Source organism: Paenibacillus tyrphae, from assembly GCF_000722545.1.
GTDB classification, from domain to species: domain Bacteria; phylum Bacillota; class Bacilli; order Paenibacillales; family NBRC-103111; genus Paenibacillus_G; species Paenibacillus_G tyrfis.
Genome location: NZ_JNVM01000020.1, coordinates 22,840 through 37,771 on the forward strand (window position 1 = coordinate 22,840; position 14,932 = coordinate 37,771).

The 14,932-nt window shown below is 57.3% G+C and carries 17 protein-coding genes and 1 riboswitch; all 17 genes read right to left on the minus strand.

Annotated elements, in window-relative coordinates; genetic code table 11:
- Positions 1–4: 4 nt before the first annotated feature.
- The 17 genes from cobS to ET33_RS23480 all read right to left on the minus strand — a co-directional run bounded on the left by cobS (position 5) and on the right by ET33_RS23480 (position 14,920).
- Complete coding sequence (cobS, locus tag ET33_RS23395) at positions 5–847, minus strand: adenosylcobinamide-GDP ribazoletransferase (RefSeq protein WP_235206798.1); 843 nt, start codon at positions 845–847, stop codon at positions 5–7.
- Positions 826–1,806, minus strand: coding sequence for an adenosylcobinamide-phosphate synthase CbiB (gene cbiB / locus ET33_RS23400; RefSeq protein ID WP_036687587.1), 981 nt, complete (start codon positions 1,804–1,806; stop codon positions 826–828). Before cbiB ends, cobS begins: the two co-directional genes overlap by 22 nt.
- Before the next feature lie 260 nt (positions 1,807–2,066).
- The gene (gene cobU / locus ET33_RS23405; RefSeq protein ID WP_036687798.1) at positions 2,067–2,612 is read right to left on the minus strand and encodes a bifunctional adenosylcobinamide kinase/adenosylcobinamide-phosphate guanylyltransferase; all 546 of its coding nucleotides are present in this window, start codon (positions 2,610–2,612) and stop codon (positions 2,067–2,069) included.
- Positions 2,613–2,641: 29 nt separating this feature from the next.
- Positions 2,642–3,724, minus strand: coding sequence for a nicotinate-nucleotide--dimethylbenzimidazole phosphoribosyltransferase (gene cobT / locus ET33_RS23410; protein ID WP_036687589.1), 1,083 nt, complete (start codon positions 3,722–3,724; stop codon positions 2,642–2,644).
- Entirely contained in the window at positions 3,721–4,503 is a 783-nt protein-coding gene (locus tag ET33_RS23415) for an ABC transporter ATP-binding protein (protein ID WP_081890458.1), read from the minus strand. Before ET33_RS23415 ends, cobT begins: the two co-directional genes overlap by 4 nt.
- Positions 4,504–4,612: 109 nt before the next feature.
- On the minus strand, positions 4,613–5,653 hold the full coding sequence (locus tag ET33_RS23420) for a FecCD family ABC transporter permease (RefSeq protein ID WP_036687591.1): 1,041 nt from the start codon (positions 5,651–5,653) through the stop codon (positions 4,613–4,615).
- Entirely contained in the window at positions 5,654–6,679 is a 1,026-nt protein-coding gene (locus ET33_RS23425; RefSeq protein ID WP_036687593.1) for an ABC transporter substrate-binding protein, read from the minus strand.
- A 180-nt stretch (positions 6,680–6,859) separates the two neighbouring features.
- A riboswitch (cobalamin riboswitch) is annotated at positions 6,860–7,061 on the minus strand.
- A gap of 44 nt (positions 7,062–7,105) precedes the next feature.
- Positions 7,106–7,624: a hypothetical protein gene (locus ET33_RS23435; protein ID WP_036687598.1), complete on the minus strand. Its 519-nt coding sequence runs from the start codon at positions 7,622–7,624 to the stop codon at positions 7,106–7,108.
- Positions 7,625–7,748: 124 nt separating this feature from the next.
- Positions 7,749–8,018 carry an aspartyl-phosphate phosphatase Spo0E family protein gene (locus ET33_RS23440; protein ID WP_010497004.1) on the minus strand — a complete coding sequence of 90 codons (270 nt, stop codon included), beginning with the start codon at positions 8,016–8,018 and terminating at the stop codon, positions 7,749–7,751.
- A 136-nt stretch (positions 8,019–8,154) separates the two neighbouring features.
- A complete protein-coding gene (locus ET33_RS23445) occupies positions 8,155–9,348 on the minus strand; it encodes an aminotransferase class I/II-fold pyridoxal phosphate-dependent enzyme (protein ID WP_036687601.1) in 1,194 nt (397 codons plus the stop codon).
- Positions 9,349–9,364: 16 nt separating this feature from the next.
- Positions 9,365–9,841 (minus strand): Lrp/AsnC family transcriptional regulator, encoded by a 477-nt coding sequence (locus ET33_RS23450; RefSeq protein WP_173426612.1) that lies wholly within the window; start codon positions 9,839–9,841, stop codon positions 9,365–9,367.
- A gap of 277 nt (positions 9,842–10,118) precedes the next feature.
- The gene (locus ET33_RS23455) at positions 10,119–10,421 is read right to left on the minus strand and encodes a hypothetical protein (protein ID WP_036687604.1); all 303 of its coding nucleotides are present in this window, start codon (positions 10,419–10,421) and stop codon (positions 10,119–10,121) included.
- A gap of 153 nt (positions 10,422–10,574) precedes the next feature.
- Positions 10,575–11,504, minus strand: coding sequence for a cysteine synthase A (gene cysK, locus ET33_RS23460; protein ID WP_036687607.1), 930 nt, complete (start codon positions 11,502–11,504; stop codon positions 10,575–10,577).
- Positions 11,505–11,577: 73 nt separating this feature from the next.
- Positions 11,578–12,888: an MFS transporter gene (locus tag ET33_RS23465; RefSeq protein WP_200879234.1), complete on the minus strand. Its 1,311-nt coding sequence runs from the start codon at positions 12,886–12,888 to the stop codon at positions 11,578–11,580.
- Between the two features lie 127 nt (positions 12,889–13,015).
- Positions 13,016–13,528, minus strand: coding sequence for a hypothetical protein (locus ET33_RS23470; protein ID WP_200879235.1), 513 nt, complete (start codon positions 13,526–13,528; stop codon positions 13,016–13,018).
- Between the two features lie 198 nt (positions 13,529–13,726).
- Positions 13,727–14,149 (minus strand): DUF350 domain-containing protein, encoded by a 423-nt coding sequence (locus ET33_RS23475; protein WP_036687612.1) that lies wholly within the window; start codon positions 14,147–14,149, stop codon positions 13,727–13,729.
- A gap of 90 nt (positions 14,150–14,239) precedes the next feature.
- A complete protein-coding gene (locus tag ET33_RS23480) occupies positions 14,240–14,920 on the minus strand; it encodes a PspA/IM30 family protein (protein ID WP_036687614.1) in 681 nt (226 codons plus the stop codon).
- Positions 14,921–14,932 lie beyond the last annotated feature (12 nt).

Consider the following 14,932-nt stretch of genomic DNA (forward strand, 5'->3'; position numbering starts at 1 on the left):
TCTCCTATCCCTTAATCAACACAAGCACGAGCAGCAGAGCCGCTTCCAGCAGTTCGTTCATCGCGCCGTACGTATCGCCCGTCAGGCCGCCCAATTTCCGGTGAATTGAAACGCTCATCAGAACACCTGCTCCCATCGTCACGGCGAGCAGAATAACAACTATTCCTACCATATGCCAAAACGGCAGCGGAAGCCCTCCGAACGCTTCTCCCGCCGCGACAACGCATAACGACAGCAGCAGCGCCACAAGCCCCGAGCCCGCGGCATGCCCAGCTCCGACACCGCGAAAAAAGCCGCCCATTCCGCTCCCCGCCTGCCGCGCATACGGCCAACAGGCTATCGCGATGACCATGTACCACCGACTCCAGAGCGGAACCAGCACCAAGAGGAGCCACAGAGTCCCCTGGCCGCCTGCTGCCGCAGCAGGCAGCAGCTCCGTCAGCAGCGACCATTTCAGCAGCAGCACCAGCACGGCGGCGATGACGCCCATGGCGCCAACCCGGCTGTCCTTCATGATTTCCAACATTCTCTCCCGCGAGCGATGGCTCAAAATGCCGTCGGCCGTATCCATCAGACCGTCGAGATGCAGCGCCCCGGTGAGCATCACCCAGATCCCGAGCAGCAGGGCGGCTCCCGGCAGCGGAGGCAGCACGCTGGTTAGCAGCAGACCGGCAGCGGCTGTGATCAGTCCTAGCACCAAGCCGACGAATGGATAAAAAACGACGCTCCGCCGAAACAAAGCGTCGTTATAGTCCAGGTTCACCGGTACGGGCAATCGGGTTAAAAATTGAAACGCAGCCGCGCAGGCTTCGCCCCAAAGCCGCATCAAATGAATAAAAGCGCGCACAGCAATCCCCCCGCAATGACGTAACTGACGCCGTACAGCATGCGCACGGTCCGCTTAATATCTTCCCGCGTGCGCTCCCGCAGCGGCCAGCCCATCCGGGCCCGCTCGCTTGTCCGGCCGTGGTACACGTTCACGCCCCCAAGCTCGATGCCGAGCGCACCGGCCACCGCCGACTCCGGAATCCCGCTGTTCGGACTCGGATGCAGCCGGGCAAACGTCAGGACAGCTTTTGCAGCGCGAACGGCAGCCAGTCCGGGACTTGCAAGCGCAACCAAGATGAGCAGTCCTCCGGTTAGCCGTGCCGGAATCCAGTTGAGCACATCGTCGAACCGGGCCGAAGCCCAGCCAAAGTGCAGATATTTCTCATTTTTGTAGCCCACCATCGAGTCCAGCGTATTCGCCGCGCGGTATAACATCGCCAGCGGAGCTCCGCCGAGCAAAGCAAAGAAGATCGGCGATACGACGCCGTCCACGATATTTTCAGCCACCGTCTCTACGGCCGCCCGCGTAATCCCAGGCTCGTCCAGCTGTGTCGTATCCCGTCCGACGATATAGCCGACATATTTGCGCGCTTCATCCAGACGCCCTTCGGCCAGCGGGCGGTATACCGCCATAGCTGCATCCTTCAGTCCTTTGATGGCGATCGTGGTCGAAATGAACCATGTGTTCACCGCATAGCCGAGCCACGGATGCACCATCGACGCAGCCCAGACGATGAAATACATCGCGCCGAACGCCAAGCCTACCGTCGATGCGGTAAGTGCAATGCCGCGCCAGCGTACGGCCCATTTGCCGTGAACGCCGGCCGATTGCGCCCCCTCCGGCCACAGCCGCTTTTCCACGGCGGAAATCCACCGCCCGATCCAGATGACGGGATGCGTCAGCCAGCGCCATGACGGATCGCCGAGCACCCAATCGATTACGATGGCGGCCAGTACCATGATTAGCGTTTCACTCATACTTTGGTGGGTGTATCTCTTTGTTCGCTCCGCTTGACTTCGTCAAAAGTCGCTCTCAAAGAGATACACCTCCTCCCTATAAAAGACTAAAAAGCTTGACGCGCCGCCTTGCAGGGCGCTTAATTTTTTATGCGCTGCCGGCGGCGGGCATGGAGCCGGGCATGATTCTTGGTTCGCTCCGTTGACTTCGTCAAAAGTCGCTCCCAAAAAAACGCACCCGCTCGCCCCCAAGACCTAAAAACTATAAATAAAACCGCGGGCTATAGCTTAAAAGCCATGCTCTTAAGTTCAAGAGGAATACCGGAGGCGACAAGGAATACCTGATCGGCCTCGCGGGCAAGACGTTGATTCATCCGGCCGGACAAATCGCGGAAAATGCGGCCGAGCTTGTATTCCGGTACAAGCCCGGCCCCGACTTCGTTCGTCACGAGAACGGTCGACTGCTTCGCCGCCGCAAAGACGGCAGCCAGGCTATCGATCTTCGCTTCGAGCTGCGCTTCCGCATCCGACTCCTGTTCCAGCCGCAGCAGCCAGTTCGACAGCCAGAGCGTCAGGCAATCAACCAGCACGACCGGTGCCGACGAGCGTTCGAGCAGCTCCGCCAAGGCGAAGGGCTCCTCAGCCGTCGTCCAGCGGAAGCCGCGCTCGCTGCGCGATTGGCGGTGCAGGTCGATGCGCCGCCGCATTTCGTCGTCATACGCTTGCGCGGTGGCGACGTATAAGCCCTCGTGGCCCAGCACCGCCGCGTACTTCTCGGCGAACCCGCTTTTGCCGCTTCGCGCCCCTCCGGTTACAAGCACTTTCATCGGCGCGTTTCCTTCCCGTTGACCGGCATTCATACGCCTGCCCGTTCCGATGCGCCCGAAATTCCGGCATCTGCGAAGGTCGCCATCTCCTTCATAATGCGGACCGCCGCTTCGATCATCGGGAAAGCCAGCACCGCGCCGGTGCCTTCGCCCAGCCGCATATCCATGCGAAGCATCGGCGTCAAGCCGATCTCTGTGAGCAGGCGCTCATGGCCCTGCTCCTGCGAGAGATGCGACGCGATCATATACGACACGCTGAGCGGGGCCAGCCTTGCCGCAACCAAGGCCGCGGCCGACGAGATGAAGCCGTCGATGACGACGGGGATGCGGCTCTGCGCCGCACCGAGAATAAGGCCGACCAGTCCGGCGATCTCAAGGCCGCCTACCTTGGCAAGCGCATCGAGCGGATCGGCAGCTTCCGGCCGGTTCGTTTCAATCGCCTGGCGAATGACCGCCTGCTTGTGCCGCAGCCGCTCGTCGTCGATTCCGGTTCCGCGTCCTGCCGCAGCGGCGGGATCAGTCGCTCCGAGCACGGCCAAAAGCGCCGAGCTGGCCGTCGTATTGCCGATGCCCATCTCGCCCGTAGCGAGCAGCCGATAGCCTTCGCCCGCCAGCTCCTGGGCCAATTCCACGCCGACCATAATTGCAGCTTCCGCCTCCGTCCGAGTCATCGCCGGGCCTTTCGCCATGTTGGCCGTTCCCATACGAATCTTGCGCGAACGCAGCAGCGGATGCGACAGCTCGGCGTTGACGCCGATGTCCACGCAAACGACATCCGCACCGGCCTGCCTTGAGAGCACATTGACGGCCGCTCCGCCGTTCAGGAAATTGAGCACCATCTGCGGCGTCACCTCCGCCGGAAAGGCGCTAACCCCTTCCTCGCATACGCCATGATCTCCCGCCATCACGACGACGGCTTTTCGCGTCAGCTCCGGCATCACCTCGCCGCGAATGCCTGCGAGCTGCTTCGCGATTTCCTCCAGCCGACCGAGGCTGCCCGGCGGCTTGGTCAATTGGTCCAGCCTGCGGGCAGCCTCTTCGATGATCTCCGCATCAAGCGGGCGAATGTCCGATAATACTTGTTGTAACCGGCTTTGATCCGACACGGTCATTCCCCTTTTCCAAGCAAAATTTGCGGTACTCCGCTGTCCGGGTGTCGAAGCACGTACGGACGCGTGCCGTATACGTTCTCCAAAAGATCGGCGCGCAGCACTTCCTCCGGCGTACCGATTCCGGCTGCCTCGCCGTTATAAAGCAGCATAAGCCGATCGCAATACTGCGCGGCCAAGTTCAAATCGTGCAGCACCGAAATGACGGTCATCCCGCATTCCTGCTGCCATTGACGGACCTTGTCCATCAGGTCCACCTGGTACCCGATATCCAAAAAGGTCGTCGGTTCGTCCAGCAGCAGCAGCTTCGGCTCCTGGGCCATCGCTTTGCCCAGCGCCACCCGCTGCCGCTCGCCGCCGCTCAGCCCGTCGACCGTACGCTCCTCCAAGGGTCGGAGCTTCAGCCAATCGAAAATTCGCTCGATTAAGGCTGCGGAATCCCCGGGCTCGTCCCCCAACCAGTTTTGGTATGGGTAACGACCCATCTCGACGATTTCGCGCACCGTGAACCCGAGCGGGGGCAGCGCATCCTGATGCAGGACGGCGAGCTGCCGGGCCAGCTCTTTGCGGGAGACGGCTTCCACCGGACGGCCGTCCAGCTTCACCGTTCCGGCGTCAGCACGCTCGGCGCCGGATATCATATGCAGCAGCGTTGACTTCCCGCTGCCATTTGGGCCAAGAATGCCGAACCATTCGCCCGGCTCCACCGAGAAGCCGATTTGTCGAAGCACCGGCCTGCCGCCGAACGCCTTGGCTGCCTGCTCCACTTCCACCCGTATCACCCGCTTGGCCCCCTTTCCAGCAGTCCTATACTATGCGGAGCGCCGTATGAACAGATTTCCTCCGGTCCCCGTTTGATTACCCTTGATTTCAAACGCAGCGGCTCCGGCTTTATCCTTCCCGAATCGCCCGCTTCCGCCGCCGCAGCAAATAAGCGAAGAAGGGTGCTCCCATAAAAGCCGTGACGACGCCGAGCGGAATTTCCGTCGGACTAAGCAGCGTCCGAGCAAGCGTATCCGCCCAAACGACATAGATGGCGCCTCCGATGAGCGACAGCGGCAGCAGAAGACGGTAGTCCGGACCGACCAGCAAACGCAGCAGATGCGGCACGAGCAGGCCGACAAAAGCAATGACGCCGGACACCGATACCGCAGCCGCCGTAATCAAAGTAGAGGCGATCAAGACGACGAGCTTCGTCCGTTCCACGTGAACGCCCAAATGGGCTGCCTGCCGCTCGCCGAGAGCAAACAGATTCATGGCCCTTCCGAATCCAAGCAATATCGCCGCTCCGACGGCCAGATAAGGAAGCAGTATAAGCGAATAAGACCATCCCCGAAGCGCCAGGCTGCCCATCATCCAAAATACGATTTCGTTGATGACCTGCTTGGACATCGAGACCATCAGCGAAACGAACGAACCGAGAAACGCCTGCATCACGACGCCGGACAAAATGACCGTTTCCATCCGCAGCTTGCCTTCCGTCCGGGCCAACAGCAGCACCGCGCCCAGCGTAAGCGCCCCGGTCGCGAACGCGACAACCGGCACGCTCCATTCCCCGAGCAGCGAAAACTGCAGCCCGAACAAAATCAGGAAGGAGGCTCCGACGGATGCACCCGACGAGACGCCGAGCGTATACGGATCGGCAAGCGGATTGCGCAGCACGCCTTGAAATGCCGCGCCAGCCAGCCCGAGCGCCGCCCCGACCAGCAGTCCGAGCGCCACCCTGGGCAGCCGCACCTTCCATATAATTTGCTCCGACGCCACGCTCCAAGTCTCGGGGATGCGCTCGCCGAGCCATGGAAGCTGGTGCAGGAGAATCCCCCATACGTGCCCGAACGGCACGCGAACCGAACCGACGGACAAGGCAGCCGTCGCGGACAGCAGAAGCAGGACAATAGCGCCTCCGCCCCATATCCACAGCTTGCGCTTCATTTATTTCACCAGATCCGGATAAATCCCTTTGGCGATCTCGACGAGCCCGGCCGTAATGCGCGGCCCCGGACGGCTGATCAAATCTTTGTCGACACCGACCAGCTTGCCGGACCGGACCGCTTCGATTTTGTCCCAGCCGCTGCGTTCGCGGATCAGTTGGTCCATCGGCTTTTTCGACTTGTCGTCAATAATTCCATTGGGGTAGATGATCACCTGCGGATTATCCGCGATGACTTTCTCTTCGCTGATTTGGACATAACCTTTCTCGCTGCCAGCTACGTTGATCCCGCCGGACAGCGTGATCAATTCGTCGATAAATTCGCCTTTGCCGACCGTCCAGCCCGGGGAAAACTCGATGAACACCTTTTTCTTCTGCTCCGGCTTCAACTCCTTCACGGCATCCGCGACCTTCTGACGGTCGGCTTTCATCGAATCGACGAGCTTTTGCGCCTGCTCTTGACGGTCGAAGATTTGCCCCATCATCAGAAGGTTGTTCATCACGTCGTCCAACGTTTTCGGCTCGACCTTGAACATGTTAATTTTCAGCTCGCGAAGCTTGTCGACCACCTGCGTCTTCATCGATACCCCGGTCATGACCAGATCCGCATTAGCCCCGATCAGCGCTTCTTCATTCGGCTTGACGATGCTGCCCATCTTCGGCTTCGATTTCGCCTCCGCAGGGTAATCGCAGAAGTCCGATACGCCGACCACCTTATCTCCGAGACCCAGAGCGAAGAGCGCTTCCGTTTCGCTCGGCGAGGTGGACGCGATTCGCTCCGGCGCCTTCTCAAACACGAACTCCTTGCCCGTAGCATCCTTCACCTTCAAAGGATACGACGTTCGCTTGGCGGACGCCGCCGCTCCATCCTGCTTCGTGCCGTCGGCCTTCGGCGGATTGGCAAGCTCTCCCTGCCCCGGTGTCTTCACCGCGCTTCCGCAGCCGGCCAGCGATGCGGCCAGCGCCAAGCTCAAGATCGCAGCTAACCATGTTTTACGCAAACTCTTGGTGGTAAGTTTAGCTTTCATCTTCTTTATCTCCTCTGGATATATGGTATAGTTTGTTTTCGCCTAAAACGAAAAAGGCCCCTCACCCCGGGAGCATCTCCGGGGCGAAGAGCACAAACGGGCCGCCGGCCGCGATCCGCCTGTCCAAAGACGGCGCACCGCCGGCCGGCTGCCCGATTCCGCTCCTTTTCCTCGAAGGACGCTTCGCTTGCCGTTCGGGCAGGTTTCCTGGCTTACAGGCTTCCTTCCGGAGCCCTCCCGCCTTCCCGCTTTACATCAAGCAGTGGCTTACCGGAGAGCATTCGCCTGTTCACAGTGGCGGGACCGCGCCGGATTCGCACCGGCTTCCCTTTTAACTTGCAAGCTTCCATCCGCCGCAAGCACCCGAACCGCTATTCGATTATTCGTCCGCCGTCGGCTCCCGCATAGAGCCAGCCTTACGAACCGTTACTTCTGCGCAATGATTTTTAATACTTGCTTTGCTTTCTCCAGGTCCGGAGCACTCTGCGGAATGAACGCGAACAAATCCTTACCGTTCAATTGAAGCTCCGTGAACCAAAGGGACTTCTCCATCGGGATGCCGTACAGATGCTTCTCCTTCTTGTCGCCTACGGGAATTTCCATAACGCCTTCGGGGAAATCCTCCGGCTTCGCCACATCGTCGAGCGACACGTAACCGCCCTGCTGCGCCATGCCCTTGAACTGCTCCGCCGGTATAATCAACACCCCATGCCCTCCGGCGGCGATTTCAACCATCATCTTCTCAAGCGAAAACAACGGCGACGTCACGACTTGCACGGTAGGCGTCTGTCCGATTTTGCTCTGCAACGACGCTTGAAGCTTTTCCCCGATTTCCGTCGGAATGCCGCTCTTCCCCATTAAAAACACCGTCACGTCCGCCTTCGGTCCTCCGCAGCCCGCAAGCACGAAGATCAGCAGCAGACCGAGAAGCCATCTTCTTCTCATCGTCCCTTTGTCTCCCCCTCTATCCGTGCCGCCGGAAGCCCGTCTCCGCGGCTCTCTATCCTTGTATCTTACCATGACGGGGCTGCGCTTTCAAAACTTTTTCGACAAAGCAAAAAGGGACCGCTCAACGACGGTCCCCTTTAGGGCGATTCATATATTCATTGATTTTAATATCCAGCTGCATGCTGATTTCGACAACTTCCGGGGATGTGAGGCTGTTCCCGTTCTGTACAAGCTGTTCCAGCTGACGCCGGAGCTTGTAGATGTCATCTTCCAACGAAACGGCGGCTGAGGCCTGTTTTCTTTTCCCAAAAGTCCACTTGGCCTTGTGCTCGCTGTCGCGAATCCAGCCGACGTTCAAATATTGCCGAAGCTGATATTCCGGAAAAGCCATCCCTCATCCCTCCCACCGGGTCGTCGTCATCAGACCTAAGCTGACAAGTTTTTATAGGTAAGTCATAGATTTAAACCTTTTATACCTATAAGATACCAGTTTTTGGGGGATTTGAAAATGATTTATTTTGACGAAATTACAACTTTTTTATGAAATTTCCAATCCTGTCGATTGCTTCTGTCAATTGATTGACCGATGTCGCATACGAGCAGCGGATAAAGCCCTCGCCGCCAAGACCGAACACTTGCCCGGGCACCGCCGCGACCTTGGCCTCGAACAGCAGCCGCTGCGCGAATTCCTCCGAAGTAAGTCCCGTGGACTGGATGGAAGGGAAAGCGTAGAACGCGCCCTGAGGCTCATGGCACGGCAGGCCGATCTCTCGGAAGCCATGGACGACCAAACGTCTCCGCTGGTTGTAGGATTCGACCATCTTATCCTTCTCCTCCATCCCGTTCGTGAGCGCTTCGAGCGCAGCCACTTGCGCCATGGACGGAGCGCACATGACCGTATACTGATGGATTTTCAGCATCGCCGAAATGAGATCCTGATGCCCGCAAGCATACCCCATCCGCCATCCAGTCATGGCGAACGCTTTGGAGAAGCCGCTCACGAGAATCGTGCGGTCTCGCATACCCGGCATCGACGCGAAGCTGACATGCTTTTGCTCGTAGGTGAGCTCGGCATAGATTTCGTCGGAAATGACGATCAGGTCGTTCTCTTCAACAATTTTCGCAATCGGCAGCCAGTCCTCGTACGTCATGATGCCGCCGGTCGGGTTGCTCGGGTAACACAAAATGAGCACCTTCGAGCGGGGCGTAATGACCGCTTTCAGCGCTTCCGGCTTCAGCTTGAACTGGTCCTTGGCGAACGTTTCGATCCCGACAGGAATGCCGCCGCCAATCCGCGCGATCGGACTGTAGGAAATGTAAGTCGGTTCCGGAATGAGAATTTCGTCTCCCGGGGCGATCAAAGCCCGCAGCGCAAGATCGATGGCCTCGCTGCCTCCGACCGTCACCATCACTTCGTCAGACGGCTCGTAGAGCAGTTGGAACGATTCGTACAAGTACTCCGCGATCGCCTCGCGCAGCTCGAGCAGGCCGGCGTTGGGCGTATATTTCGTATTGCCGCGCTCTAAGGAGTAAACGCACGATTCCCGGACATGCCAAGGCGTGTGAAAATCAGGCTCCCCGACGCCAAGAGAAATAATATCCTTGCTCCCGCTTACCAAGTCAAAAAACTTGCGAATCCCCGAAGGCGGAATTTCCTGCACGAGCGGCGCTAAATATCCGCGCATTGACTTGACCTGCTGTACCTGTTTTGACTCAATCATTGCTTTTCAGCGTCCTTTACGGCGAGATTAAAAGACGGCGGTCATCCTCATGATCTTCAAAGACGATTCCGTCTTGTTTATATTTTTTAAGAATGAAATGCGTTTTGGTCGAAAGCACCCGGTCGATCGGAGACAGCTTGTTGGAGACGAACGACGCCACTTCCTTCAGCGTCTTCCCTTCGATTTCCACCAGCAGATCGTAGGCCCCCGACATCAAATAAACCGATTTGACTTCCGGATATAAGTAAATGCGCTCGGCGATCGCATCGAAGCCCCGTCCTCGCTCCGGCGTAATCTGCACTTCGATCAAGGCGGTGACCTTCTCGTTGTCCACCTTCGCCCAGTTGACGACCGTCGCATATTTGACGATAACGTTCGCTTCCTCCAGCTCGCGGATGGCTTCCGCCACTTCGGCTTCGGATGCCCCCAGCATAGTCGCAATCAGAGCCGGCGTACGTCTCGCGTCTTCCTTCAGCAGCTCGATGATTTTCATTTTGAATTGTTCCAATGACAACGCCCTCCTACTAGTTATACGAAGCAAACGGCCTCACCCGGCGAATCCACCGTGAGCCGGGAAGCCTGCGGGGTCGCAGCCTCGCAACGAGTGCCGGAACCGATGGCTTATTACTCCATATTACACCTGTCAGCCACGCTTTGGCAAAGTAAAATTATATGGCTCGCCTTTCGGTGACCACGGGAACACTCTTCTCATGCATAGCAAAAAACCTCCGAACGCTCGGAGGTTGATAACAGCTTATGACAAGCCCATATCAGCAATGGCAATGACTCGGTACCGGGGAAACGGCCAGCAGTTTGCGCATGTAGGCTTCGATTTCCCGCCGTTCATAGCCGGGCCTGATTTTGCATTCGAACGCTTGCTGTCCGATGTCGTCGCTTACCAGCCGCCCGAGGCCGACCAGCACGCCTTGATCGTAGGCCGCGATGACAGGTCCCCCGTCGCATAAAGCCTCGTAAGCCAGCGGCCGGCGCTCGCCGGTCCGTTCGGACACGGAGTCGATCAACTGCTGAAACTGCGCTTCGCCCGGAAGCTCGTTATGCAGCGCGATTTTCATCCTTGGTTCCCTCTCTTCCATACTGCTTTTCAATGTCGAGATTGTTCTCTATTGATTATTATACATTTAAATGAATATTTATTCAATACATCCGACGGAGTTTACAAATAAAATAGGCCTGCCCTTATCGGACAAGCCCGTCTTCCCTACGGATCAAAAGATTCCCATACTCAAATAGCGCTCCCCGGTATCCGGCGCAATGCACAGCACACGCTTGCCGCGGCCGAGCTTTCGGGCGATTTGAAGCCCCGTCCACACCGATGCTCCGGCGGACGGGCCGACCAGAATGCCTTCGAGACGCGCCAGATCCCGCGTCGTTCGCAGCGCATCCTCGTCGGATACTTGGACGATTTCGTCATAGACGCCGGTGTTCAAAATTTTCGGCACGAAGCCGGGGCTCGTGCCGACAAGCTTATGCGGTCCCGGCTCGCCACCCGACAGAACCGGAGAGCCTTGCGGCTCGACGACGTAAATTTGCACTCCCGGAAGCTTCTCGCGAAGCACTTCGCCCGTACCTGTAATCGTGCCGCCCGTACCGGCGGTCGCCACAAACGCATCGAGCCGCCCTTCCATCTGCTCGATGATCTCCAGCGCCGTCGTCGTCCGGTGAATGTCCGGATTCGCCTTATTCTCGAACTGCTGCGGGATGAAGCTGTTCGGAATTTGGGCCTGCAGCTCCACCGCCTTGCGGATCGCTCCGGGCATCCGCTGCTCCGCGGGCGTCAAGACAACCTCCGCTCCGTACGCTTTCAGCAGGTTGATCCGCTCTTTCGTCATGTTGTCTGGCATGACCAGAATCGCCTTATAGCCCTTGGCCGCGGCGTTCATCGCCAGGCCGATCCCGGTATTGCCGCTGGTCGGCTCGATAATCGTCGCGCCCGGGCCGATCAGGCCGTCCTTCTCCGCCTGCGCGATCAGGTTGAACGCCGCGCGGTCCTTGACGCTTCCGCTCGGGTTGAAATATTCTAGCTTCACATACAGCTCCGCATCGTTTTCCTCAACGAGCCTGCGGACCCGTACGGCCGGCGTATCGCCGATCAGCTCCGTAATGCTGTTTACCATTTTTCCGGTAGTACGTCTCATGCTGCCTGCCGCTCCCTTCCCTATCCCTCTTATTTTATCGGGAAGGTATGGTTTTAGCAAGGCTAACGGGAGTTCACGCCACCTCCGCTTTGCGCATCCAATACCATACGGCGAGCGGCGAGCTGCCGATGCCAAGCAGCAGCCAGTTCATGGCGGCAGGCGACTGCGTAAACGAAACGACGGCAATAAACACAGCGGTGCCGAGCAATCTGCCCGTATTCAGCGCCAGCTCCCGCATGACGATATACTCCTCCCGCTTCTTCACGCTCTCCTCTTCCCGCCCGATGAGATCGAAGACGATGGAGGTCATGGGAATACCGTACAGCGGGTAAAAAACGGCCGCGCCCACCCCGAACAGCAGCAGCGTGACGAAATTGACTTTCCAAAAAAACGGCAAAATGACAAGCACCAGCATCACCGCGCCGAGCAGCATCGCTTTCCCCCGAAATCGGGGCTTGAGCAGCTTGCCCGCCACCAAAAAACTAAGCAGCGCTACCGCGGAAGTGACGAGCGAGAAATTGCCCAGCGACATCTCGCTTCCCGTATGAACATACACCAGCAGCCCGATCATGAAGCCGAATACGCCCTCCCGGACGCCTTGGGCCGCCAGCGCGAGCCCGACCTTGCGCCAAGCCGTATCCTGATATCTTAAGCACCGCCAAGCGAGAAACCATTCATAGGTCCCTGACATCTTGCGCTTTTTCAGGAAAAAGCTGAAAATAACCCCGACCACAAAAACGATAAGCGACATGGTAAAAATGAGCCGATAGCCCGTCGCCGCATGCATCCGGACGATCAAATAACCGGAAATCCAAGGGGCGATCATCCCGGCGCCCGATCCGAGCAGGCCCGCCCATCCGTTGAACCGATCGCGGTCGTCCGGACCCGTCACCTCGAAGTAGACGACGTTGAACGCAAGCCAGAACAAGCCCGATGACAGGCCCTGTACAGCTCCGAGCAGCACGAAATAGTCTGCCGCTTTCCCTCCGAACCAAAGCACCAGCAAGTAAAAGACAGCCGCAACCGCAACCCCCGTGCGCAAGCAGTTCATTTTGTTGTGCTCTTTGACCCATTTGCCCGCAATCCAGAACGTTAGCGCCATCGTCAAATGATGAATGAGCGAAAACCAGCCGATAACCGCAAAATCATGCTTCGCTTTCCATAGATACACATTGACGAACGTGCCCGACAGGGCGTTGGCCACGGCAAACAAGCCGTTCACCGTCAGCAGAAGCCGGGATTGCCCCGACAACGGGCCGCCTTTTTTCTTCTTCGGCTTTCCGCCAGCCGGGCCTGCCTGCTCTATGTCCCGCCAACTGTGCTCCCCCGCACGATCCTTGCCTCGCACCCAATCGTGCGGAAAATGTTTAGCTCCGGAATGCATGCTCTCACCTTGTATCCGTAATGTCTTAGTTAAGCTTCCCTGTTCGGCGGAAATCATGAATGAAGGCCAAAAAAAGGAACCCGGAAGCCGGCAAACGCCTGCTCCGAATTCCTTTTTTTAGTAGGTCTTATTTCTTCGTTCCATGGTCCCGAAGCTGCTCCACCAACGCGAGCCGGTCCGTTTCCGTCAACTGCCTCTCGACTTTGAAGCAGGACGGGCACAAGTAAACCTGAACGCCGAATGACGCTTGCAGCAGCGGCTTGCCAAGCGCCGGATGCACGAACGGAACAAAAGCCTCCGAGGCCGGTTCGGTGCCGGCCAACAGCATAAAGCTGTGGCAGGAAGAGCATTCCGGCGCTTCCTCTTGGCTGTCCAGCAGCTGCTGAACGCCTTCTCCGTAGTCGTCTGCCAGCTGTAGCTCCTTGTCCGACAGCTCCAAGTCGTTATCCAGTTCTTCTTCCTCATCGTCATATTGAATGCCCGAATCGGAACTCTCCACCTGCAGATTAATGCTCCGGTAATCGCCCAGCTCGTTGAAGCAGTGCGGACATTCCTCTTCCGGACCGATTTCCGGGTCCCACACGATCTCCGTATGGCACCACGGGCAAACCTGATTCTCTGATTGCGACAAACGCGTCATCCCCCTTAGCGGCGGCGGGTGAAGGTCTGATTTACGCCTTCACGCTATGCAAATTTAATAAAATAGTAAACGCCCGCGCCCAAAAAAACAAGCGCAAGCGCAAATAAGGTGCCCCATAAATATTTCACAAGGAATCTTCCTCCTCCGGTCTTGAAGAACGATCCGATTCTGGCCGGCCCTCTTCGCCGGCCCCCGGCATCAGGTCACGCTAGCGCCGATAACATAGGACAACGATACCGAAATCACCATGGATAGAAAACCTACGGCCCGGTTGTCCTTCTGGATTTGCTCGTCGATTTTGAAATACGGCGTCATAAATTCAAAAATAAAATAAGCCGCCAGCAGCAGTAAAAAGCCGTACCCTGCCCAAATCAACGAATGCAGCACCGAATCGTTATTCAAGATCGCAAAACGGAACAGGTTGCATATCCCGAATATTTTGCCCCCGGTTGCCATCGCTACCGACAAGTTGCCGTTCTTGATCTCGTCCCAATCCTTATACTTGGTGACAAGCTCGAAAATCGCCAAAAAGACAATCAGCGCCAGCACGGCGATCGAAAAAAACGCCAGCGTCTCAACATAAGGGTTGCTCAACAAAAAATCTACCTCTTTATCCGCCATATCGACTCGCCCTGCCTTTCGCCTCAATCAAGTTGAGTTTTTAACACTGAAGAGACTGAAGGCGCTGAGCCTTCAGTCTCCTTATGTTGCTTACTCCGCTTGCTTCTTGGCCGCCAGCTTCGCACGAAGCGCTGCCAGTTCATCGTCGACGCCGTCGCTTTTGCTGAGCGCTTCGAACTCGTCGTCGAGGCTTTTGCCTTTGGAATGCAGCTCGTTGCTCGCTTCGGCTTCCGCTTCAAGCTGCATTACTTTTTGGCTCATCCGGTCGAAGCCTTTTGCCGCATTGTCTGTACCGAAGCCGGTCATCGCTTGGTTGATCTGTTTTTGGGCTTTGGCTGCTTCCGCACGGGCTACCAAAATGTCCTTTTTGTTCTTCATTTTGCTGAATTCGTCTTTCATCTCGGACAATTGGTTGCGCAGACGGTCGGCGTTGGCTTTCGCCGTATCGTATTGCTGCTTCATTTCGTCGAAGCGCAATTGATGCTCTTTCTTGTCCTGCAGCGCGCGGCGGGCCAAATCCTCGTTGCCGGATTCCAGCGCCTTGAGCGCTTGCTCCTCGCGTTTTTGAACCATTTCTTGCGCTTCCTCGTACTGCTGCTTGAACTTCTTCTCGATCGCGATTTGCTTGGCAACTGCCGACTCGGCTTCCAAAATATCTTCTTCCATATCCCGAAGGAATTGATTGAGCATTTTTACCGGGTCTTCCGCTTTGTCCAGAAGATCGTTAATCGAAGCCATCGTCATATCACGCAGTCTTTTAAAAATTCCCATGTTAAAATTCCT